General features: G+C 70.0%; 22 protein-coding genes. 10 read left to right on the top strand and 12 right to left on the bottom strand.

The annotated features are described in order from the left end of the window. Positions 1-759: 759 nt before the first annotated feature. Entirely contained in the window at positions 760-1,338 is a 579-nt protein-coding gene (locus FBY22_RS20210) for an alpha/beta hydrolase (protein WP_260845019.1), read from the bottom strand. Positions 1,339-1,443: 105 nt separating this feature from the next. On the opposite strand from FBY22_RS20210, the gene FBY22_RS20215 reads away from it, so the two are divergent. Next, on the top strand, positions 1,444-1,899 hold the full coding sequence (locus FBY22_RS20215) for an Lrp/AsnC family transcriptional regulator (protein ID WP_142147946.1): 456 nt from the start codon (positions 1,444-1,446) through the stop codon (positions 1,897-1,899). Here FBY22_RS20215 and FBY22_RS20220 read toward each other — a convergent pair. Beyond that, the gene (locus FBY22_RS20220) at positions 1,894-2,817 is read right to left on the bottom strand and encodes a LysR family transcriptional regulator (RefSeq protein WP_142147948.1); all 924 of its coding nucleotides are present in this window, start codon (positions 2,815-2,817) and stop codon (positions 1,894-1,896) included. The genes FBY22_RS20215 and FBY22_RS20220 overlap by 6 nt on opposite strands. A 72-nt stretch (positions 2,818-2,889) precedes the next feature. Here FBY22_RS20220 and FBY22_RS20225 point away from each other — a divergent pair, with 72 nt between their 5' ends. After that, positions 2,890-3,279 carry a RidA family protein gene (locus FBY22_RS20225; RefSeq protein WP_142147950.1) on the top strand — a complete coding sequence of 130 codons (390 nt, stop codon included), beginning with the start codon at positions 2,890-2,892 and terminating at the stop codon, positions 3,277-3,279. A 274-nt stretch (positions 3,280-3,553) separates the two neighbouring features. Here FBY22_RS20225 and FBY22_RS20230 read toward each other — a convergent pair whose 3' ends face one another. Both FBY22_RS20230 and FBY22_RS20235 read right to left on the bottom strand, forming a co-directional pair. Further along, positions 3,554-4,360, bottom strand: coding sequence for a thioesterase family protein (locus tag FBY22_RS20230; RefSeq protein WP_142147952.1), 807 nt, complete (start codon positions 4,358-4,360; stop codon positions 3,554-3,556). Further along, positions 4,357-5,763 (bottom strand): DHA2 family efflux MFS transporter permease subunit, encoded by a 1,407-nt coding sequence (locus tag FBY22_RS20235; RefSeq protein WP_142147954.1) that lies wholly within the window; start codon positions 5,761-5,763, stop codon positions 4,357-4,359. Before FBY22_RS20235 ends, FBY22_RS20230 begins: the two co-directional genes overlap by 4 nt. A 52-nt stretch (positions 5,764-5,815) precedes the next feature. Here FBY22_RS20235 and FBY22_RS20240 point away from each other — a divergent pair, with 52 nt between their 5' ends. After that, on the top strand, positions 5,816-6,313 hold the full coding sequence (locus tag FBY22_RS20240) for a helix-turn-helix domain-containing protein (protein ID WP_142147956.1): 498 nt from the start codon (positions 5,816-5,818) through the stop codon (positions 6,311-6,313). Here the strand turns inward: FBY22_RS20240 and FBY22_RS44580 are convergent. After that, entirely contained in the window at positions 6,282-6,566 is a 285-nt protein-coding gene (locus FBY22_RS44580; protein WP_222127811.1) for a hypothetical protein, read from the bottom strand. The two genes, FBY22_RS20240 and FBY22_RS44580, sit on opposite strands and share 32 nt — an antisense overlap. A gap of 282 nt (positions 6,567-6,848) precedes the next feature. On the opposite strand from FBY22_RS44580, the gene FBY22_RS45995 reads away from it, so the two are divergent. From FBY22_RS45995 to FBY22_RS20255, 3 genes are all read left to right on the top strand, one after another. Beyond that, complete coding sequence (locus tag FBY22_RS45995) at positions 6,849-7,442, top strand: helix-turn-helix domain-containing protein (protein WP_399211530.1); 594 nt, start codon at positions 6,849-6,851, stop codon at positions 7,440-7,442. Positions 7,443-7,511: 69 nt separating this feature from the next. Next, positions 7,512-8,084 carry an RNA-guided endonuclease TnpB family protein gene (locus FBY22_RS46000; protein WP_399212520.1) on the top strand — a complete coding sequence of 191 codons (573 nt, stop codon included), beginning with the start codon at positions 7,512-7,514 and terminating at the stop codon, positions 8,082-8,084. Positions 8,085-8,238: 154 nt separating this feature from the next. After that, the gene (locus FBY22_RS20255; protein ID WP_142147957.1) at positions 8,239-8,457 is read left to right on the top strand and encodes a nuclear transport factor 2 family protein; all 219 of its coding nucleotides are present in this window, start codon (positions 8,239-8,241) and stop codon (positions 8,455-8,457) included. Between the two features lie 149 nt (positions 8,458-8,606). Here FBY22_RS20255 and FBY22_RS20260 read toward each other — a convergent pair whose 3' ends face one another. From FBY22_RS20260 to FBY22_RS20270, 3 genes are all read right to left on the bottom strand, one after another. Continuing rightward, entirely contained in the window at positions 8,607-9,011 is a 405-nt protein-coding gene (locus FBY22_RS20260; RefSeq protein WP_142147959.1) for a DUF779 domain-containing protein, read from the bottom strand. After that, positions 9,011-10,528, bottom strand: coding sequence for an aldehyde dehydrogenase family protein (locus FBY22_RS20265; protein WP_142147961.1), 1,518 nt, complete (start codon positions 10,526-10,528; stop codon positions 9,011-9,013). The genes FBY22_RS20260 and FBY22_RS20265 overlap by 1 nt, the downstream gene beginning before the upstream one ends. A 126-nt stretch (positions 10,529-10,654) precedes the next feature. Continuing rightward, positions 10,655-11,890 (bottom strand): GAF domain-containing protein, encoded by a 1,236-nt coding sequence (locus FBY22_RS20270; protein WP_142147963.1) that lies wholly within the window; start codon positions 11,888-11,890, stop codon positions 10,655-10,657. 224 nt (positions 11,891-12,114) lie between these two features. Between FBY22_RS20270 and FBY22_RS20275 the strand changes: the two genes are divergently transcribed. From FBY22_RS20275 to FBY22_RS20285, 3 genes are read left to right on the top strand one after another with little or no spacing between them, the layout of a single operon-like run. Continuing rightward, entirely contained in the window at positions 12,115-13,389 is a 1,275-nt protein-coding gene (locus tag FBY22_RS20275) for an iron-containing alcohol dehydrogenase (RefSeq protein ID WP_142147965.1), read from the top strand. A 10-nt stretch (positions 13,390-13,399) separates the two neighbouring features. After that, a complete protein-coding gene (locus FBY22_RS20280) occupies positions 13,400-14,770 on the top strand; it encodes a MadS family sensor histidine kinase (RefSeq protein ID WP_260845021.1) in 1,371 nt (456 codons plus the stop codon). Next, positions 14,767-15,432: a MadR family response regulator transcription factor gene (locus FBY22_RS20285; protein WP_142147969.1), complete on the top strand. Its 666-nt coding sequence runs from the start codon at positions 14,767-14,769 to the stop codon at positions 15,430-15,432. The genes FBY22_RS20280 and FBY22_RS20285 overlap by 4 nt, the downstream gene beginning before the upstream one ends. A gap of 60 nt (positions 15,433-15,492) precedes the next feature. Here FBY22_RS20285 and mftM read toward each other — a convergent pair whose 3' ends face one another. The 4 genes from mftM to mdo form a co-directional block, all read right to left on the bottom strand. Continuing rightward, on the bottom strand, positions 15,493-16,419 hold the full coding sequence (gene mftM / locus FBY22_RS20290) for a mycofactocin oligosaccharide methyltransferase MftM (RefSeq protein ID WP_142147971.1): 927 nt from the start codon (positions 16,417-16,419) through the stop codon (positions 15,493-15,495). A 34-nt stretch (positions 16,420-16,453) separates the two neighbouring features. Beyond that, complete coding sequence (locus tag FBY22_RS20295; RefSeq protein ID WP_142147973.1) at positions 16,454-17,989, bottom strand: VWA domain-containing protein; 1,536 nt, start codon at positions 17,987-17,989, stop codon at positions 16,454-16,456. A gap of 14 nt (positions 17,990-18,003) precedes the next feature. Continuing rightward, on the bottom strand, positions 18,004-19,221 hold the full coding sequence (locus tag FBY22_RS20300; protein WP_142147975.1) for a MoxR family ATPase: 1,218 nt from the start codon (positions 19,219-19,221) through the stop codon (positions 18,004-18,006). Positions 19,222-19,307: 86 nt separating this feature from the next. Next, complete coding sequence (gene mdo / locus FBY22_RS20305; protein ID WP_142147977.1) at positions 19,308-20,600, bottom strand: NDMA-dependent methanol dehydrogenase; 1,293 nt, start codon at positions 20,598-20,600, stop codon at positions 19,308-19,310. Positions 20,601-20,998: 398 nt separating this feature from the next. On the opposite strand from mdo, the gene mftA reads away from it, so the two are divergent. After that, positions 20,999-21,106 (top strand): mycofactocin precursor MftA, encoded by a 108-nt coding sequence (gene mftA, locus FBY22_RS20310; RefSeq protein WP_142147979.1) that lies wholly within the window; start codon positions 20,999-21,001, stop codon positions 21,104-21,106. The last annotated feature ends 10 nt before the right edge of the window (positions 21,107-21,116 follow it).

Raw genomic sequence — 21,116 nt, forward strand, 5'->3', positions numbered from 1 at the left:
GACGGACGTCGGGGAAGCATTGCGCCTCGCATTCACGAAGCCCGTCGACGAGGACGGCCTCATCAGACTCGGGACACACGAGCAGGCGAGGCGCGGGTGAACGGCAAACGGGCTGGCCACGGGCGAGCGCAAGCGGCGAGCGCGCCGCTCTGGTGCCGCAAGTCCCCGAAGACCAGCGAAGTGCTGCCGCTGCCCTGCCTCATGGTCTGTCCTCCGGTGACTTCGTACGGGCGCTTGAGCAGTTCCTCGGCTCGGCGGCCGGTATATCGCCAGGGTCACCCGGCTCACTCACAATGGCAGGGAGGTCATGCCCGAAAAGGGGCTCTGGTCTCGTTGTCCGGTCACTCGCGCCGGCCGGCGCGGACGGTGGTGAGGCGGGTGTCGAAGCCGTCGAGTAGGCCTGAAGGCCGAACGCGAAGGTGTTGTCGGCCGCTCCGGCGTACTTCGTGGCGGCCGTGTTGTCGAGACGTTCACGCGGACGCGGGAACTGCATGGTCGTCTCGGTGGCGCGCGTCGTGGCGTCGGCCATCAGTTGCCAAGCCCTTCGTCGGCCCGCACGCACATGCACCGTCGTCGACGCCCCGGCCGCCTCGAGCTCCGGCGACCGCGCCACCAGCACCGGCCTGGACAGCCTCAACCCCGCCGTGACCTCATTCCAGGCGCCGGCTCCCCCACCCCCACCCTCGCGCCGGCGTCCGGGGCAGAGGGGCGACGGTGGTGTGGCGGGAGATGTCCGTCAGTCGGCCTGCCATACGGCTTTCAGGGCCGTGCGGTGGTGCCCACGCTCGAGTTCAGGAGGTCACGGCCGTGCTGCCACGTGCCCAGGCCGCTGGCGGAGTTGATGTGTCCGCACGCGCCCGCCAGATGCCATCGTGCTCCCCAGATCGCCGCGAACCCGGCGGCTGCCTCGGGGGTGCAGTACGGGTCATTGGTGCTGCCCACCACCAGGGCCGGGCACGGCAGCGGTCGTACCGACGCCTCGGTGAACGTCGCGGCCGCATGGCGTGGAAACGCCGGCCCGTGCGGGTCGGGCGGTGCGACCAGGAACGCGCCGGCTGTCGAGCTCGAGGGGTTCTTGCTCAGCCAGGTGGAGGCGGCCCAGCAGCCCAGGCTGTGGGCCACCAGCACCACGTGGCGGTCCTGCTGGGCAGCGTCGTCGTACGCCTCCTGGACAGCGTCGACCCAGTCATTCAGATCAGGCTCGGACCACGACGCAGGGGAGATCCTCACCGCTGAGGTGCCCCACTGCCGTTCCCACAAGGTCTGCCAGTGCTGTCCGTCCGAGCCGTCGATACCCGGGATGATGACGTACGCGACCACTGCCCACCACCGATTCACTCGTCGACCCCTGAGATCCTGGGGCCCCCTGACGTAGATTCTGTTGGATCCATCAGAGCAGCGGCGCTCAAGCAAGCGATCTCAAAGAAAATGGTGCGGACAAAGATGGAATCACTCGACCGGATAGACCGAGACATCCTCGCCCTGCTCCAGACCGACGGGCGGCTGACCGGCGCGGAGCTAGGGCGCCTCGTCGGACTCTCCCAGCCCGCGGCCAGCGCGCGCATCCAACGGCTTGAGAAGAAGGGCGTCATCACCGGCTACCGAGCCGTGGTCGAGCCGGCAGCCCTCGGTCTGAACATTCACGCGGTCATCCGGCTACGCACCACACACGCCCAGCTCTCACGCGCCCTGGAGTTCGCCTCCCGGACCTCCGAGATTGCCTCCACGCTCAGAGTCACCGGGGAAGACTGCCTCATCTTCGACGTCTACTGCCCGCAGGCGGGACGACTCGAAGAAGTTGTCGACGCACTTGCTCGTTACGGCCCGGTCACTACGTCCCTGGTGCTTCGCACCTACCCTCAAAAGCCCCTGATCCACGCCGCGTCAGCGCCGTCATGACCCCCGACAAGTAGCTTCCGTCGGCGGATCCGGGCTGATGGTCGCCAAGAGCTGTGCGACCAGAGGATTGGAGTCGTTCTCGCGCCAGGCGACGGCCACTCGCGTGCGGGCGGTGCCGGGCTCGATCCTGCGGAAGGCGACGCCTCTGAGGCGGATGCGTCGGATGCTCGCCGGGGCCAGGGAGACGCCCAGACCGGTTTCCACCAGGGCACACACCGTTTGCCACTCCACCGCATGCTGAACCACCTGCGGCGCGAACCCTGCCGCGGCGCACAGGCCGATGATCCGATCGTGCAGGAGGGGACCTGCCGTGCGAGGCAGCAGCACGAAGGGCGAGTCCGCCAACTCTGCCAGCGGTACGGCCCGTAGGGCGGCAAGCGGATGGCTGGGCGGCAGCACGGCCACGAAAGGCTCGGTGAGTACTGTCCTGAAGCCGAGTTCCCTCTCGTCGACGGGGGGTTCGCGCAGGAGCCCGATGTCAATGGTCCTGTCATGCAGGGCGGCGATCTGGGGAGCGGTGGTCATCTCGTGGATGTCCAGGCGGACGCCGGGGAACCGGTGACGGAAGGTGCGCAGCAGGCCGGGCAGGATGGTCAGCGCGAGGGAGGCGGCGAAGCCGATCCGCAGACAGCCGGCCTGGCCGCTGCCGACGGCCCGGGCCGCGGCCAGGCCGTCCGCGAGATCCGTGAGGGCACGCCGGGCGGCGGGCAGCAGTTCGCTGCCTGCCGGAGTCAGGGTGACGCGCCCCGGGGCGCGGGTGAACAGCGCATGGCCGACCTTGTCCTCCAGGCGGCGTATCTGCTGACTCAACGGCGGCTGAGCGATGCCCAGGCGGGCGGCCGCGTGGCCGAAGTGCAGCTCTTCCGCGAGTACGACGAAGGCGTGCAGCTGGGGCAGGGGGAGTTCGGGGCGCTCCATACGTCCAGAGATATCAGACGATGCATGTAGCCGTATTAGACGTATCAGTGCTGGCCACTTAGCGTTCAACGCATGACACAGCGACGCGCGATCCTCAGCGGCTCGACCTTCGAGGACCAGATCGGCTATGCCCGCGCCGTGGTCGACGGCGACTGGGTGCATGTCTCCGGGACGACCGGGTTCAACTACGCCACCATGACGATCTCCGACGATGTGGTGGAGCAGGCAGAGCAGTGCCTGCGGAACATCGAGGCCGCCCTGACCGAAGCGGACTGCACCTTCGCCGATGTGGTGCGCGTGCGCTACCTGTTGCCCGACCGCGAGGACTTCGAGCCCTGCTGGCCGGTCCTGCGCCACTGCTTCGGCGATGTCCGGCCGACCGCCACGATGCTGGTGTGCGGTCTGGCCGACCCACGGATGAAGATCGAGATCGAGGTGTACGCACGGCGGCCCACCGTTTAGCCGTGCACAATCCGGCCGGCCGGGTGGGGCGGCGTGCAGGACTCCATGGTCCTGGATGTGTTGCCCTGAGACACCAGCCCCGTCATCGACAAGCGGATGGCGTCCCAGGGCGTGTCCCTCACGCCTGGACGGCCCGGCGAGTGGTGTGCTCAGATCCCCTCTCGGCCGGCCCACCTGGGCGCGCTGGGTAAGGGAACCGGCTCGCGCGCTGCTCGGCGAGGACACATGCCATGCGAACCAGCGATAGCGGCCCCCTGCCCCGTCCAGTTGAGGACTACGCGAATCTGATGCCCGCGAGCTGGTGGGACTGGGCGACGAGCTCTCCGGCGCTGTCGCGGATGGTGCAGGTCTCGTCCACGCGGCCATGCGCTATGGCGTTGGCCCGCAGCGTGATGTGCACGGGGCCGGGCGCGGGGATCGCGCGGACGTAGGTCGACAGGGAGAGCGTCGGTACCCAGCCGGTGAGCTGGATGTCGAACGTCGCGGGCGGGAGCACGTCGGCGGCGAGCAGCAGCGCGAGCGGGTCGAACGACGGCGTGACCGGGAGGTTGAGCCAGCCGCGGATCTCGCCGAGTCCGCTGGGTTCACCGGCGGCGAATCCCAGCGACTCGGGTTCGACGCGGACCTCGATCTGATCGAGCAGATCGACGGGGAAGATGTCCTTGGGCGGCTGGAAGCGCGCACATTCGGCGTACGGATGTCTGGGCGGCGGGCGGTCACCGGACAGCCACGTCCCGGACGGCGGCTGGGCCGCGAGCGTACCGAGCATGACGAGGGTCTCCACGCACGGCTCGCCCTCTTGGCTGATCCGGGCGCGGACATGCGTGGTCGTGCGCCCGATGCGGAGCACTTCGGTGGAGACGTTCACCTTGTCGGGACGGGGCGTTCGGATGAAGCTGCTCGTCGCGCTCAGAAGTTGCCCATGTGGTGCCACGACGCCTGCCGCGCGGCCCGCGACGGCCTGGAGGTAGCCGCCGTTCGGCTTGCCGACGACCGTCCACAGTGGGTCGAGATCGGCGGTGAACGCCCCGCACCCCGTCTGTGTGATCGCGGTTGCCTCAACGAACGTGCGCGGGCTCACGACGCCGCCTCGGCGGCAGTGCGTGCCGGGGCGGCGACCGGCAGCGGCGTCATGAGCGGGGCGCTGAGGGCTGCGGCCGCCGCGACCGCAGCGAGCAGCCACCACGCGTGCTGAAAGGCGGTGTGTGCCGCGTCGTATGTGGTGGGAGTGCCGAGGACGGCGACCACGAGGCTGACGCCGATGGCCGTGCCGATCTGGCGGCTCATGTTGACGATGGCGCTGCCGGTGGCCCCCTGGGAGGGCGGCAGGTCCGCGGTGGCGGCGGACAGGATGTTCGGCAGGGCGAGGCCGACGCCGGCGCCACCGATGAGCCAGCCGGGCAGAAGCGCGCCGGCGTAGTCCGGGCTCGCGCCGACCTGGGCTGCTACGGCAACGCTGCCCAGGCCGCACAAGAGGCATCCGACGGACACGATGACGCCGACGGGGAGCCGGCGAGACAGGCGGGTGGACACGATGGCGAACAGCGGGACCATCAGCGGGCCGGGAGCGACCGCGAGGCCGGTCTTGATGGCCGAGTAGTGCCAGACCTTCTGCATCCAGAGGATGTTCGTCAGCAGCGCCGCGGCAAAGGGGACGGTGAACAGCAGCGCGGTGACGTTCGACCAGGCGAAAGCCTTCACCCGTATCAGGGCGGGCGCGATGACGGGGGCGGGGTGACGCTTCGAGGACAGCAGGAATCCGAGCAGGGCGACGGCCGTGGTGGCCCAGGCCGCGTTCGTACGACCGCTGATCCAGCCCCACGACGGTCCTTCCACGATCGCGAGGGAGAGGGCGCCCACCGAGAGGGCCAGCAGGATTGCGCCGACCAGATCGGGGTTGCGGGTGATCGAGGTGTCGCGCGAGTCCGGCACCCACAGGATCGCCGCGACCACGGCCGCGACGCCGACGGGGATGTTGACGAGGAACACCCACTGCCAAGAGGCCTCCACGAGCATCCCGCCGACGGCCGGGCCGAGGGCGGCGGCCAGTGCACCGACGGCGGCCCAGATGCGCACCCACGCGGCGCGACGCTCCGGTGGTGCAGAGGCGACCACGAGGCCGAGGCTCGCGGGCGTCAGGATCGCGGCGCCGACGGCCTGGAGCGCCCGGAAGCCGACCAGGGTCCAGATGCTGCCGGCCGCCGCGCACGCCGCGCTCGCGCCGGTGAACAGGACGAGGCCGATGAGGAAGCCGCGCTTGCGGCCGTACCGGTCGGCGAGGCGGCCGGCGGGCACCAGCAAGGCCGCGAAGATGATCGCATACGCGTTCAGGACCCATGAGAGGTCGGTGATGCCGGCTCCGCGGAAGTCTGCCCCGATCGCGTCGAAGGCGACGTTGACGATGAAGACGTCGAGGCTTGCCATGAACGCGGCGAGCGTGAGCACGAAGAGGGTCAGACCCGATCGCTGACTTGTGTTTGCCATAGCCAGCGACCATAGAGGGCTGGCTATGGGCAATACAAGTTAGGCTGAGGATGTGACTCAGAACTCTGCGACCTTCGAGGACCGGCTGGCCGATCGGTCGACCTGGCGCATTGGTGACAACTGCCCGATCGCCAAGGCGCTGGACGTCGTCGGCACGCGCTCGGCCATGCTCATCCTCCGCGAGGCCTTCTACGGCACCACCCGCTTCGACGACTTCGCTCAGCGCGTCGAGATCACCGAGGCCGTCGCTTCGGCACGCCTGCGCGAGCTCACCGCTGCAGGCATCCTCATGCGGGTGCCGTACCAGGAGCCGGGGCAGCGCACCCGGCACGAGTATCAGCTCACCCCGATGGGCCACGACCTCGCGCCTGCGGTGATCGGGCTGTACGACTGGGGAGCCCGGTACCTCTCTCCCGGGGGACGTGCACCCCTCGTCCTCACTCACCAGGAGTGCGGCGCGCCGGTGCAGTCAGAACTCACCTGCCGGGACGGACACCCCGTGGCCATGCCTGAAGTGGTCATCCGCGCCGGAGGGAACCACAAGAACTGAGACCGCGGCGAACCACCGCCCGTGCGTGCTCCTCGAGCGACAGGCTGTCCGCCCCGTCAGGAGTCGCCATGTAGGGGAACACGCTGGACATGCGCTTATGAGCGAAGCGCAGCCACCGCGCCTCGGATCGGTAGCCGAGCAGTTCCTGGGCCACCGCCAGGCAGAGGAGTTCGGAGTCGCTGAGAAGGGGCGGGCGTCCCATCCATCGCGTTCCTCCGATCTCGTCGTCGATCTTCACATACAGTGCGGTCAAGAGGGTCTCCAAGTCGGGCGTCACAACCGGATCTTGGAGGCCCTCGTCCGGTCAGCAGGCCGGACACAACCTCGGCCGACCTCGGCCCACGTGAGGTCTTGGCCCGCTACCGGAGATCATTCGCAGGGCTCCGGCCTTCAGGCCGGGGGTGAGGCGAATCTTGTGGTTGCGATGCGAAGCGTCGCGGTTTCGTTCCGGCGGAGCCGGACCCCGCTTGGCGATGGTGACGGATCATCCCCATTCCCCTGACGACGTGGGATTGACTTGCCTAGTGTGATCGTCATGCAGCTCCGGTACGCCTTCAGGCTGTACCCCGACGCCGCTCAGCAGGCCGCGCTGGCCAGGGCGTTCGGGTGCGCACGCGTGGTGTTCAACGACGCCGTGCGTGCCCGCGAGGACGCCCGTAAGGCCGGAAAGCCGTTCCCGACGGCCGGGCAACTGTCCACCCGCTTGATCACACAAGCGAAACGGACTGCGGAACGGGCCTGGCTGGGCGAGGTGTCGGCCGTCGTCCTCCAGCAGTCTCTGCGGGACGCCGGGCCGCCTACAAGACTTCTTCGCCTGCCTCAAGGGCACCCGGAAGGGGCCACAACTGGGCCCGCCCCGGTTCAAGTCACGCAAGGACGCCCGGCAGTCGATCCGGTTCACCGCCAACGCCCGCTGGAGCATCACCGACGCCGGCCGTCTGAACCTGCCGAAGATCGGTCCGGTGAAGGTGAAGGTCCCGCACCCTGCCCGCCACGCCCACCTCCGTCACCGTCATCAAGGACGCGGCCGGACGGTACTTCGCCTCCTTCGTCATCGACACCGACCCCGCCGCCGACCAGGCACGCATGCCCGAAACCGACCGCACCATCGGCATCGATCTCGGCCTGACCCTCCCCCAGAGGGGGTACCCCCATCGCGGTCCTCTCCGACGGCACGAAGATCGACTCCCCCAGGTTTCTGCGGCGCGCGGAGAAGAAGCTGAAGAGGGCCCAGCAGGAGCTGTCCCGCAAGCACAAGGGATCCAAGAACCGGGCCAAGGCCCGTCTCAAGGTCGCCCGTGCCCATGCCAAGGTCGCTGACGCGCGCCGTGAGTTCCACCACCAGCTCTCCACCAGGCTGATCTGCGAGAACCAAGGGATCGCCGTGGAGGACCTGTCGGTGGCGGGACTGGCCCGCACGAAGCTGGCCAAGTCCGTGCACGACGCCGGATGGTCATCGTTCATCAGCATGCTGGAGTACAAAGCACAACGCTACGGCCGCGCCCTGGCCAGGATCGGCCGGTTCGAGACCTCCCAGACCTGCTCCACCTGCGGAGTCAAGGACGGACTCAAACCCTTAAACGTCCGGGAATGGACGTGTACCGCCTGCGGCGCGGTCCACGACCGGGACCACAATGCCGCGCTCAACGTGAAGACGGCCGCCGGACTGGCGGTGACGGCCTGCGGAGCGCCGGTAAGACCAGGAGCAATCCCGGCACAGCGCAAAGAGACAGGAAGCCACGGATTCCCGACCGGCAACCGTGCCGCATAGCGGCACAACAACCGGTAGAGAAGGCCAGAATCCTCGGGCTTCAGCCCGAGGAGCATGTCAACAGGGGCGCGAAGAGTTTCCGTCCGTCCGCACGGGCTATCGAGCGGCCTGGGGTGCAAGCCCGGCGCAGCCGCAGGAGATCCGCGAAGTCGTCGTGCATGAGAGCACCGACCCGGAGGTGATCGTCGTCGAGCAGATCTTCTCCGGGACTGTGACCACGACCGGCCAGTCCTTCAGCTTCCCCGGCCTCCTCGTGATCCGGGTCCGGAACAGCCAGATCGTGCACGTCCGCGACTACATGGATGGGCTCGGCGTGGCTCACGCGATGGGCCGACTGACCGCCGTGGCCGCCAGTCTCAGCAACCGCTCCTGAGCGTCTGACATCGGACTCATTCGTCTGGGTGCCGGGGCACCTCGTTACGGAGGAAGGGGGGCCGGACGTCCTGCTGTCCGGCCCCACTCTCGCCACCGCCTGCGTGGATGCGGTGGCTGGCGGATGGCCTGGTGCGCCGACGCGTCAGGTCATCCCGTCGTCTCCGCCCCGGTCGGCAGGGGCGGTTCCGCCTCCACGCGCTCCCATTCCTCGTCGTTGAGCAATCGGGAGCGGAGCAGGAACCGCACGCCCTCGGGGGCCTCCAGGGAGAAGCCGCTTCCCCTGCCCGGGACCACGTCGACGGTGAGGTGGGTGTGGCGCCAGTACGCGTACTGGCCGGCGCTCATCCAGAACGGTGTGTCTCCGGCTACGTGGCCGAGCAGGACGTCCGTGCCGCCGACGCGGAACTCGCCGCGCGGGTAGCACATCGGAGCGCTGCCGTCGCAGCAGCCGCCGGACTGGTGGAACATCACCGGGCCGTGACCGGCCGTCAGCTCAGCCACCAACTCGTTCGCCGCGTCGGTCAGTTCGACCCGCCGCACCCGGGTTCCCATCAGAAGAGGCCGACCTTCTGCTCCGAGTAGCTGACCAGGAGGTTCTTGGTCTGCTGGTAGTGGTCGAGCATCATCTTGTGGTTCTCGCGGCCGATGCCGGACCCCTTGTAGCCGCCGAAGGCGGCGTGGGCCGGGTAGGCGTGGTAGCAGTTGGTCCACACCCGTCCGGCCTTGATCTCGCGGCCAAGCCGGTAGGCGCTGTTGCCGTTGCGGGACCAGACGCCGGCGCCGAGGCCGTACAGGGTGTCATTGGCGATCTTCAGGGCCTCTTCGGGGGAGTCGAAGGTGGTGACCGAGAGGACCGGGCCGAAGATCTCCTCCTGGAAGATCCGCATGTCGTTGGTGCCCTTGAAGACGGTCGGCTCGATGTAGTAGCCGCCCTCCAGGCCGGGGACCGTGCGGGGCCCGCCGCCGGTGAGCAGCTCGGCGCCTTCCTGCTTGCCGATGTCGATGTAGGACAGGATCTTCTCGAACTGGTCGTTGCTCACCTGGGCACCGATCATGGTCTGCGGGTCGAGCGGGTTGCCGCCCTTGATGGCCTTGGTGCGCTCCAGGGCGCGGGCCATGAACTCGTCGTAGATCGAGGAGGCGATCAGGGCCCGGGACGGGCAGGTGCACACCTCGCCCTGGTTGACCGCGAACATCACGAAGCCCTCGATGACCTTGTCCAGGTAGGCGTCATCGGCGTCCATGACGTCGGCCAGGAAGATGTTCGGGCTCTTGCCTCCCAGCTCCAGGGTGACCGGGATGATGTTCTCGCTGGCGTACTGCATGATCAGCCGGCCGGTCGTGGTCTCGCCGGTGAAGGCGATCTTGGCGATGCGGGGGCTGGAGGCGAGCGGCTTGCCGGCCTCGACGCCGAAGCCGTTGACGACGTTGAGCACGCCGGGCGGGAGCAGGTCGGCGATCAGGTCGATCACGTACAGCAGGCTGACCGGGGTCTGCTCGGCGGGCTTGATGATCACGCAGTTGCCCGCCGCCAGGGCCGGGGCGAGCTTCCACGCGGCCATCAGGATGGGGAAGTTCCACGGGATGATCTGGCCGACCACGCCCAGCGGCTCGTGGAAGTGGTAGGCGACGGTGTCCTCGTCGATCTCGCCGACCGTGCCCTCCTGGCTGCGCACCACGCCCGCGAAGTACCGGAAGTGGTCGATCGCGAGCGGGATGTCGACATTCAGTGTCTCGCGGACGGGCTTGCCGTTCTCCCAGGTCTCGGCCACGGCGATCTTCTCGAGGTTCTCCTCCAGCCGGTCCGCGATCCGGTTGAGGATGTTGGCCCGCTCGGTGATGGAGGTGCGGCCCCAACGGTCGGCCGCGGCGTGAGCGGCGTCCAGGGCCAGATCGACGTCGGCTGCGGAGGAGCGGGCGACCTCGCAGAAGACCTTTCCGTTCACCGGCGACAGGTTCTCGAAGTAGCGACCCTCCACGGGGGCGACCCAGTCGCCACCGATGAAGTTGTCGTATCGCGGGGCGAAGTTGACGATGCTGCCGTCCGTTCCCGGCTGCGCGTACACCATGGCGGCTCTCCTCGGTGGGCGATGGTGAATGCTGTGTACGACGGCCCTCGCCGTCGTGGTGCGCATCACTGTGAGCCCGCGAGGTTGGCGCAAGGTTGGTGACGCCGGTACGCCGGTGGCGCCGGGTCAGCGCAGGGCGGTGGTGAGCCGGCCGACCGCGATCGCCCGGCGGGCGTCACCCGGACCTATCAGGCGCAGTGCGTGCTCGTGCACCTCGGCGTCGTACGGCGCCCGCTCGCCGTAGCGCAAAGCGTGCTCCGCACTGGCGCTCGCCAGGACCGCCTCCCGTACGGCCACCTCCAGACGAGTGCGCCACTCCTCGATGCCAGGAGCCTCGGAACGAGGGAGCAGCGGACCACGGTAGAGGCGCAGAGCCGTGTCCGTGTCACCCCGCTCCAGCGCGCGCAGCACATCGACGGCGTCGCAGGAGACCGGTGCGGTGAGTGCGTAGCGGCGGGCGGCGATGCCGCCGCCGAGGGCCCGGCGCAGATGCGAGATCTCCGCCTTGAACGTGGAGGCGGTCACGGGCCGGTCGCCGTACAGGGCGTCGCGCAGCCGCTCCGAGGAGAAGCCGTCCGGTTCCAGAGCGAGGAGGGTGAGGATCTCCAGTTGCCGGGGGCGCAGAGCGAGCAGAGCGCCCCCGCGCGTGGCTTTCTCCTCGCCCATGCAGGTCAGCCGCACCTGGGGCACGTCGTCCCGGGGCCCGGCCGGCAGTCCGGCGCGGAGCCCGGCCTCGATGGCGGACGCCAGACCGCGCACCGTGGACATGGCCAGAGGGTGTGAGCGGTCCCAGGTGGTGGACAGGTCCAGGACGCCGAGGATGCGCCCGTCGGGTCCGTGGATCGGCGCGCCGTAACAGACCCAGCCGTGCAGCGCGGCCACCAGGTGTTCGGCCGAGAAGACGGTGCTGGGGCGGCCGGTGCGCAGCGCCAGGGACAGGGCGTTGGTGCCCATGGCCTGCTCGTTCCAGCGGCCCCCTGGGGCGAAGTTGACCCGCTCGGCTCGCCGGAGCATGTCCTGACCGGCGCAGGTCCACATGATCGTTCCCGACTCGTCGGTGACCGCGGCGACGAAACCGGCGTCGTCGGCGACGCTGCGCAGCTCGTCGGAGAGGGCGTCGACCGGCCGGCGCAGCAGCGAGTCGGTCCAGCGGTTCCGGACCGTGCCGTCGTCGGCGGCCGGCGCGCTGTCCCGGGCCGGGTCCACGCTGCCAAGGGAGCGCACCCAGGAGTCGGCCACCTCATGGCGCAGCCCCTCGTGGCCGCTCGGCGCCGAGCCCGTGGATTTCACCAGCGACACCGTCCGGGACCACTCACCCTCGAGTGCGGCCCTGCGCTGCCGAAGGTCACTGCGCTGTGACATGTGCTTCCCTGTCGTAAAAAACGGGGCGAACCACAATTCTTCGCCTCAACGGTACAGGGCACACCTGCCCGGTCAGGCAGGTTCCCCTGTCCGGACGGGCAGGTGCCGCGTCCGGTTGCACGCCCCTAGCTTGGTCTGCGTTTGACGACAGTGTTATCGGCGAATGAAGCAGTGAAATCAAGGTTTCGCACAGGTTGCGGACCGCACGCCCTCGTGGAGGTCACATGTCGCTCACCTCCGGTGCCATGGTGACCAGCGGTATTGACCCGAGTGCCGACTGGAGCCGTGACGAGCACCACGGCGAACTCCTGGGGCCGCAGGAGACGGGCACCGAGGCTCTCCGGCAGTCCGCCAGGATGGCCAAGTTCCATGTGCCCGAGGTTCTCTTCGGGCCCGGCTCGCTGAGCGAGCTCGGTCACTGCGCGCTCAGGCTAGGCGGCCGTCGGCCGTTCCTCGTCACCGACCCGGGGCTGATCGAGGCGGGCTGGGTGGACGAGGCGGTGGGCCATCTGCGCAGGGTCGGCCTGCGGCCCGTCGTCTGGCACGACGTGACACCCAATCCCAAGGACCACGAGGTCGAGGCCGGCTTCCAGCGGTACGCGGCCAGCGGATGCGACGTGATCGTGGGTGTGGGCGGGGGTTCCGTCATCGACGCGGCCAAGGGCGTGGCGATCCTGTCCAGCAACGGCGGGCGCATCCTCGACTACGAGGGCGTGGACCGGGTCGGCCGGCCGATTCCGCCCACCGTGATGGTGCCCTCCACCTCGGGAACCGGGGCGGACGTGTCGCAGTTCGCCGTCATCACGGACACCGCCGAGCACATCAAGATCACCATCGTGAGCCGCACTCTGGTGCCGGAGATCTCGGTCATCGACCCGCGCCTGCTGACCACCATGCCGGGCTGGCTCAACGCGGCGACGGGCCTGGACGCCCTGACCCACGCCATCGAGGCGTTCGTGTCCCGGGCGCACAACCCGCTGACGGACATCCACGCACTCCACGCGGTGGAACTGATCACCCGGAATCTGGTGCGCACCCAGGTGCGGCCCAAGGACTTCGCCGCCCGGCTCGCGATGGCACAGGCCGCGCTGGAGGCCGGCATGGCCTTCACGAACGCGATCCTCGGGGCGACGCACGCGATGAGCCACCAGGTCGGCGGCCTGCTGGACGCCCCGCACGGCGTGGTCAACGGCGTGCTGCTGCCGCACGTCATCCGGTTCAACGCCGAGGCGCGGCCGCAGCGGTTCGTCGCACTCGGGACGGCGGCGGGCATCGCGACCGAGGGCGTACCACCCCGCGAGGTGGCCGCCCGGCTCGCGGACCAGGTGCGCGCGCTGGCGGACGACGTCGGTGTCCCCAAGGGCCTGGCCGGCCTCGGGGTCACGGAGTCCGACGTGCCCGTACTGGCCCGCACCACGCTGAAGGACGCCTGTATGGCGACCAACCCCAGGGATGTCGACGTGCGGGACGTCGAGGCACTGTTCCGCGAGGCTCTGTGAGGAGGTACCGGTGAGCGTCCCCGAACAGCCCGGACACGCCCCCGACCTGGGGGTGCTCACCGGCCTGCGGTCGGGCAAGCGCTCGTACTACCCGGCCTACGTGCGCTCCACCGAGCGGCTGGAGCGGACAGTGGAGGCGCTCGACGGCATCTCCCGGGCCCTGGTGCGGACGGCGGAGGGGCCGCGTGCCCTGGTCGAAGCGGTCGTACGGACCGCGGCCGAGCACCTGCAGGCGCGCTGGCTGCTGCTGGCCGTGGCCGACGGCGCCCTGCGCGCGGCCCGGCCGCGCTTCCTGCTGTACGCCGACGACGTACTGATCGACGACGAGACCCATGTGCCCGCCGAGGTGCGCGAACATCTGCGCGTGCTGCGCACCCGGCCGTGGGAGGCCGCAAGCCCGCACAACGGACCCGGGTGGGTGCGTGCGCCGATGACCCTGGACGGCGAACCGGTCGGCGGGATCGCGGCGCAGCCCGGCGCCGGCGTCGAGGTGGCGGACACCGACCTGGCGATCCTCAGGGTCCTTGCCAACCAGGCCGCCGTCGCCGTGCACAACACGTTCCTCTTCCACGCGGCGGCCACCCTGCGCGGGCGGACGGAGGAACTGTCCGAGGCGGCCGAGCGGCAGGCCCGTGACCTGGCGGCACGCAAGGCCGAGCTGGCCGAGACCCAGGCCCGGCTCCTCGACGCGATGCAACGGCAGGCCCTGGACGACGAGCGGCGCCGCATCGCCCGTGAACTGCACGACAGTGTCACCCAGTACGTGCTCAGCGCGGGTATGACCGTCGAGGTGTGCCGGGCCGAACTGGAGTCGCTCGGCGGGCGGGCCAAGGAGATCGCCGAGCAGCTGGCCGGCGCCAAGGATCTCAACCGGCAGGCGGTGGAACGCCTGCGTGCCGCCATCTACGCGCTGCACCGCACCTCGCAGGAGCCCGCGGGCCCGCTCCCCGTGATGCTCGAACGGCTCTCCACGGTGCATCTGACCACGGACCTCGACGTGCGGGTGCGCGTGGACGGCAGCCCACTGCCGCTACCGGGCGAGGCCGAGCAGTCGCTGCTCCGGCTGACCGGCGAGGCCCTGTTCAACTCCGCCACGCACGGCAGGGCCGGCCGGGCACTGGTCCGACTGCGGTACCTGCCCGGCTCCGTCGTGCTGACCGTCTCCGACGACGGCGGCGGCGACCCGGCCCAACTGCGCCGCGCCCTGCGGCTCGCCCGGGCCACCGACCTGTCCGGTCGCCACCGGGGACTGGCCAACATGCTCGCCAGGACGGAGGAGCTGGGCGGCAGACTGTCCATCCGCCGCTCACGCATGGGAGGCGTCCTGCTGCGAGCCGACATCCCGCTGCCGGTGCCCGAACAACGAGGAGAGCGCCGATGACCAGCGAGCAGCAGACGACGGCCCCCGCGGCGGCCCAGCGGATCGTTCTGGTGGACGACCATGCGATCGTCCGCCACGGGGTGCGCTCCATCCTGGAGCGGGAGAGCGACCTGGAAGTGGTCGGAGAGGCGAGTACGGCAGCCGAAGCGGCCGCCGTCGTCGAACGGACGAAACCGTCCATCGTGCTGCTGGACCTGAAGCTGTCGACCGGGACCGACACCGAGGGCTTGGACCTGTGCGCCCGGCTGACCGAGCGGCATCCGGGGCTGGCGGTGCTGGTTCTCACCACCTTCCTCGACGACTCCCTGGTGGTGGAGGCGATCCAGCACGGCGCCCGCGGCTACGTCGTCAAGGACGTCGACACCACCGAACTGCTGCGCTCCATCCGTGCCGTGGCCCGCAACGAGAGCGCCTTCGACTCGCACGCCGCCGCGGCGATGGTGCGCGCCATGCGCGTGCAGCCCGAGCAGCCCAGATTCACCGAACGCGAGGTAATGGTCCTGAAGCTGCTCGCCCGAGGGTTGAGCAACCGGGACATCGGGGCCGAGCTGTACATCTCGGAGACGACGGTGAAGTTCCACGTCCGCAACGTCATGCGCAAGATGGACGCGAACAGCCGCGCGGAAGTCGTGTACGAGGCGGGCAAGATGGGCGTGATCTGACATTGGGAAGGGCGAGGAGGGCCGGCTGTGGCCGGCGACGGCACCCGCCCGTGTCCGGTGTCAGCCGGGATCGACGATCAGCCAGCCGCCGTGCCAGGAGCCGACGGAGAAGCGGTGGCCGGTGCGGCGGCCCATTTCGGCGAGCTGGTCCTCGTCGAAGCACCGCACGTGCCCGTAGGCGGCGGTCGGCTCGTCCTCGTACGGCACCGCCACCACCACCCGTTTCCGGGCCAGCCGCAGCGCCTCCCGGACGACGGCCTCGCCGTGTCCGGGGTCCAGGTGCTCCAGCACGTGGACGACCGTGACGGTGTCCACCGAGCGGTCCGGCAGCGGCACCCGCGCGGCGTCGCAGACCAGGGTGTCCAGCCGCAGGCCGCGCACCCGGGCCACAGCGTCCAGCAGCCGCATGGTGCCCCCCGCGAGATCCGAGGCGATCACCGTGTACTCCGGCTTCTCGGCGAACAGCAAGGGCAGGAAGCCGAAGCAGGAGCCCAGGTCCAGTACCGTGCCCGCGCCGACCAGGTCCATGGCGTGGTGATACACGGGGGCGAAGCCGGCGATCGACGAGTGGTCGGCCGGTTCCGGGGCCTGCCGGGCTCCCCGGATGCGGGCCAGCGTGTTGGCGTAGAACGTGGTCCAGGCGGGCAGCGGCTCGTCCACACACGAGCGCACCACCCCCGTGAAGACGCGCTCGAAGATGTCACTGCCGGACAGCCAGCCGGGGGCGAACAACTCCTCGGCCAGCAGCCCCGCCAGATCGTTGTCCAGGTGCTCGGGGCGAAGCGAGTGGCTCAGCTCGACGCGTCGGCCGCGGCGGCGCAGGGCGAAGTGCTCGGTGCGGACGACCGGCCGGGGCGCCGCGCCGTCGCCGCGCGGGCTGCCGCGCACCACCCGGACCAGGTGATCGGCGTACACGCCCGGCGGGTTCGGCGCCAGAGGATCGATACGGCGCGCCGCGACGGCGATGCGGATGCTGGGGACGCTCATGACGGCGGCTCCTCCTGGCGGCGGGTGGGTGCGCTCATCGCCCGGTCGCCTCCGCCGCCATCCGGTGGCTCGTGCGCTGCAGTCCCGTGAGGTCCGCGACCACCCGGACGCGGTCGCAGTACTCCGCGTAGCCGGGCAGGTCGCAGGCGCCGAGGCCCCAGGAGTAGCGGGGTTCCGGGGTCAGCCAGACGGTGTGCCGCACCCGGCGCGTGATCTCGGCGAACGTCTCGGTCCGCGGATCGTTGCCGTTGCCGCGGCCGTCGCCCAGCACCAGGAGGGTCGTACGCCGCCCCAGCGCGGCGGAGTGCTCGCCCAGCAGCAGCTCGAACGTCCTGCCGTAGTCGGAGCGGGCGTCCACGTCGAGGAGTCCGCCGGCCGGCAGTCCGTCGAAGACCAGGCCGAGCGCCCGCTCCAGCGGGTGCTCGGCGAACAGCTCGGTGATCTCGGTGGGCTCGTCGACGAAGGCATAACTGCGGACCTGGCCGAACAGCGACTGCAGACCGTGCACCAGGTGCAGGGTGAAGCGCGCGGTGGCCCGGACCGACAGCGAGACATCCGCGAGGATCACCAGGCGGGGTCGGTCCTCGGCGCGGGTGACGGTGACGGGCCGGAAGGGTACGCCGTCGTAGCGCATGTTGCGGCGCATGGTGCGGCCCGGGTGCACGCGACCGCGCGGGGTGGCGCGCTTGCGGCTGGTCAGGCCGCCGTGCAGGGAGCGGCCGACCCGGCGCAGCGCCTCCTCCAGCTGGGCGCGCTCGTCCTCGTCGACCGTCTCGATCCGGGCGCGCTCGGCGATCCGGGCGGACTCCACGGCCACCGAGCGGAGTTCGGCCAGCCGGTCCAGATGGCGCTTCAGCAGTTCCGGCAGGTTCTCGATCACGCCCGCCAGTTCGGCGCGCCGGAAGCCGGGTCGCTCCTCGGCTTCGTCCTCGGGATCGTCCGTGAGGCGGCCGAGCAGGGCGTCCTGCCCGGCGACGGTCAGTGCCGTGTCGACCGGCTGACCGGTCGACGCCGCGAGCCGGCCGGGAACGCCCGCGCCGTGCAGCCGCAGGGTCTCCAGCTGGACGGCGGCCCCCGGGTCCCGGCCGCTGGTGCCGCCGTCCTGGGAGAGGACGATCTCGTCGGTCAGCGAGGCCAGGTCGATCTTGTTGGCCTCCTGGTGGAGGTTGTATTGCTGGGCCAGGTCCTGCTGGTCGAAGAAGTCCCGGATGTCGGACGGTTTGCCGTGGCTGTGCCCCTGCTCCGGGGTCTTCGAGGGCTCGTCGGAGACGGTGAACGCCTGAAGTTCGCCGGTGTCGGTCAGGTCGTCGTGCTCGTGGCCGTGGCCGTGCCCGTCGGGTTCCCCGGCCACCGGGAGGAGTGAGAAGAACGCGGTGAACAGGTCGTCGAACAGGGCGTGGTCGCGCCGGTCCTTCACCAGCGTCATGCGCAGCGCCTCCCGTAGCCCCTCCCGCTCGCCGAGGAGGCCGGGCTGAGCCGCCCCGCGCATGGCGTCCACGGCCTCCGACACGGAGACCCGCAGCCCGAACAGCCGCAGCACGCGCACGAACCGGTGCACACCCGCTTCCATGTGCGCCTCCCCCGTCAGTCGGCGCGGCGCCGCGCGATGGCGGCGAAGGCGCGGGCGCCCTGGCCGCCACCGGCCGCGGGGCGATTGGTCGGTCCGGCTCCGGGGGCGCCGTAGTAGCCCTCGTCGTGTCGGCCCTGCCGGTCCATGGCGGCCCGGACGGCGCGGCCGTCCACCTCGTCGGGCTCCTCGTGTCCCGGCCCGTGGTGGTGGTGCCCGTGGTGGTGATCGTGGTGGTGATCGTGGTGGTGATCGTCGCCGTCGTGCCGGTGCCCCGGCTCGGGCAGGACCCGGTTCGGGTCGATCAGGCGCGGCAGGACGTCCAGGGCACGGTGCAGGTCGCGCTCGTACTTGAGCACGACGTTGGCCGTGTCGGCGAGCACCGCCGGGTCGAGTTCGTCGACGCCCAGCACGGCGAGGGTGCGGGCCCAGTCGACGGTCTCGGAGATGCTGGGACTCTTTCGCAGTTTCAGGTCGCGCAGGCCCCGTACCACCTGCACCAGATGGCGGGCGGTGGCTTCCGGAAGGCCGGTGTCCTTCGACCGGACGATCTCCAACTCCCGCTCCGCGTCCGGATAGCCGAGGAAGAGGTGCAGGCAGCGCCGCTTGAGCGCGGCGGACAGGTCGCGGGTGTTGTTGGAGGTCAGCACGACATACGGGGGGATCTTCGCGGTGTACGTGCCGATCTCCGGCACCGACACCTGGTACTCGGCCAGGCACTCCAGCAGTACGGCCTCCAGTGCCTCGTCGGCCCGGTCGACCTCGTCGATCAGCAGGACGGCCGGATGCTCGCCGCGTACCGCGTCCAGCAGGGGGCGCGGCGCGAGGAAGCGGTCGGAGAAGAACACGCTGTCCTGCTCCTCGATCCGCTGGACGGCCGCGGCGAGGTCGGGGGCGTCGGCCGTCAGATCGCCGATCTTGTCGCGCAGCATCTGGGTGTACAGCAACTGCTTGCCGTAGTCCCACTCGTACAGCGCCCGGCTCTCGTCCTGGCCCTCGTAGCACTGCAGGCGCAGCAGGCGGCGCCCGGTGACGGCGGCGAGCGTCTTGGCGAGCTCGGTCTTGCCGACACCGGCCGGCCCCTCCAGCAGCACCGGTTTGTCCAGCCGGGTCAGCAGGAAAACGGTCGTGGCGAGCCGCTGGTCGGTGATGTAGCCGTCGGCGGCGAACCGCCGGACCACGTCGTCGACCGAGGCGAACGCGGGAGTGTCGGGGGGCTGGGGTGTAGCGGGCACGGTTCCTCCGTCCGGTGGAGCGGGGGCGGGGGACGGCGATGTCGTCGGTCCCCCGCCCCCCTGTGGGAAGGCTCAGCGGGTTCGGGTCAGCTGAGCAGGTCGTCCAGGTCGCCGGTCATGCAGTGCTCCACGACGGGCCGGACGGTGTCGAACGTGCACTCCTTGGCGTTGCCCGGGGTGCAGGCGTCACCGAGGACGTGGTGCGTGATGCGGTCCACGTCGGCGGCGTCGCCCGTGATCGCCTTGGCCTGTTCGTAGAACTTGGTCGGGCCCTGGCCGAGCCGGTTCTTGGAGTACGTGTCCTGATGGATGTCCGTGAACTTCTCCGGGATGCCGACGTCGCGCAGCAGCCGGATGCCCGCGGCGAGCGCCGCCTCGGCGGCCCTGACCTTGGTCATGCCGTGCGTGTCCACGCCCATCGCCTCGGCGATGTCCGCGAACCGCTCGTAGTGGGCGGGCATGTTGAACGCCCACACGCGGGGCAGCGCGATGGCGTTGTTGAGACCGTGGTGGGTGTCGTAGAAGGCACTGACGGCGTGCGAGATGGAGTGGATGATGCCCAGGCCGCCGGAGTTGAACGCCTGTGCCGCGATGTACTGCGCGTACATCATCCCCTCACGTCCGGCCAGGTCCTGGCCGTTCCACACCGCTTGCCTGAGGTGCCGGGCGGTGAGGCGGATGGCGTGCAGCGCGTTGCCCAGCGACGGCTGGAAGTTGAGCCGGGAGACGTACGGCTCGGAGGCGTGCGCGAGGACGTCGAAGCCGCACTGCGCCGTGTAGTCCAGCGGGCAGTCGTAGTACAGCGTCGGGTCGTCGATGGCGAGCGAGGCCACCGAGGCGTCGTCGAACGCCACGTACTTGTGCGGGTTGTCGGGGTCGGTCGTGGTGTCGGTGATGACGTACGCCCACGAGGTCTCCGAGCCGGTGCCGGCCGTGGTGGAGACCGCGATGTGCGGCGGGTTCCTGGGGTTCTCGGACTTGTTGAAGCCTTCGAAGTCGTTGACGTTGCGGCCGTCGTGCGCCACCGAGATGCGGGCGCCCTTGCAGGCGTCGTGCGACGAGCCGCCGCCGATCGACACGAACGAGTCGCACTTGTTCTCCTGGTACAGCGCCACGGAGTCCATGACGTTGTAGTCCTTGGGGTTCGACTCGACCTTGTCGTACACCACGACCTCCAGGCCGTGGTACTTCATCGACTCGACGATCTTGTGCACGGTGTCGCTGCCGCGCAGCCCCGTGGTCATCACGAGTGTCCGCCTGAACCCCAGCTTCTTGGCCTCCGGGCCGATCAGCTCATGGGCGCCGGGGCCCATCAGCGCCCGGGGGAAGGGGTGGAACTCCTTGATCGGAAACGGCTTGAGAAGTTCTTCGACCTGCATGATCGCGACTGTCCTCTCCGCGCGGTGGGCCGCGCGTACTGCGTCGACTGCTCCGTTGCCGGCGGCGCAGAGGTCCGTGGTGAAGCACGGATGGTCCGGTGGGAGCACGGACATGCCCTGTGCGTGGCGTGACTCACCTTCCGACGAAGGCATGGCGGGGCGATACCGGCCGCCCGGACGGCAGCGGGACGCGAACGGACGGGACGCACCCTGCCCGGTCGGAGGGGTGAGCCGCGGACACCGGCATCGGCGGCGCACACCTGCCCGACCGGACAGGGTGATCGCGGCCGGAAGCAGGGCGAGACAGGGCGGCGGCCTCCGTAGCGTCAAATACCGGCCGGTCACCGCACGGCGGTACCGGATCTCCGCGACTCCCCCACCCATTCAGGAGGTTGGCCATGAACGACAACCAGATCAGCGCCGAGCAGGACATCGCCTTCGACGAGGTGATCGAGGAGGTCCTCGTCGAAGAGGTGTCGATCGACGGCATGTGCGGCGTCTACTAGGCCCGCCGCC

Origin of the sequence: Streptomyces sp. SLBN-31 (assembly GCF_006715395.1) — a bacterium.
In the GTDB taxonomy this organism is placed as follows: domain Bacteria; phylum Actinomycetota; class Actinomycetes; order Streptomycetales; family Streptomycetaceae; genus Streptomyces.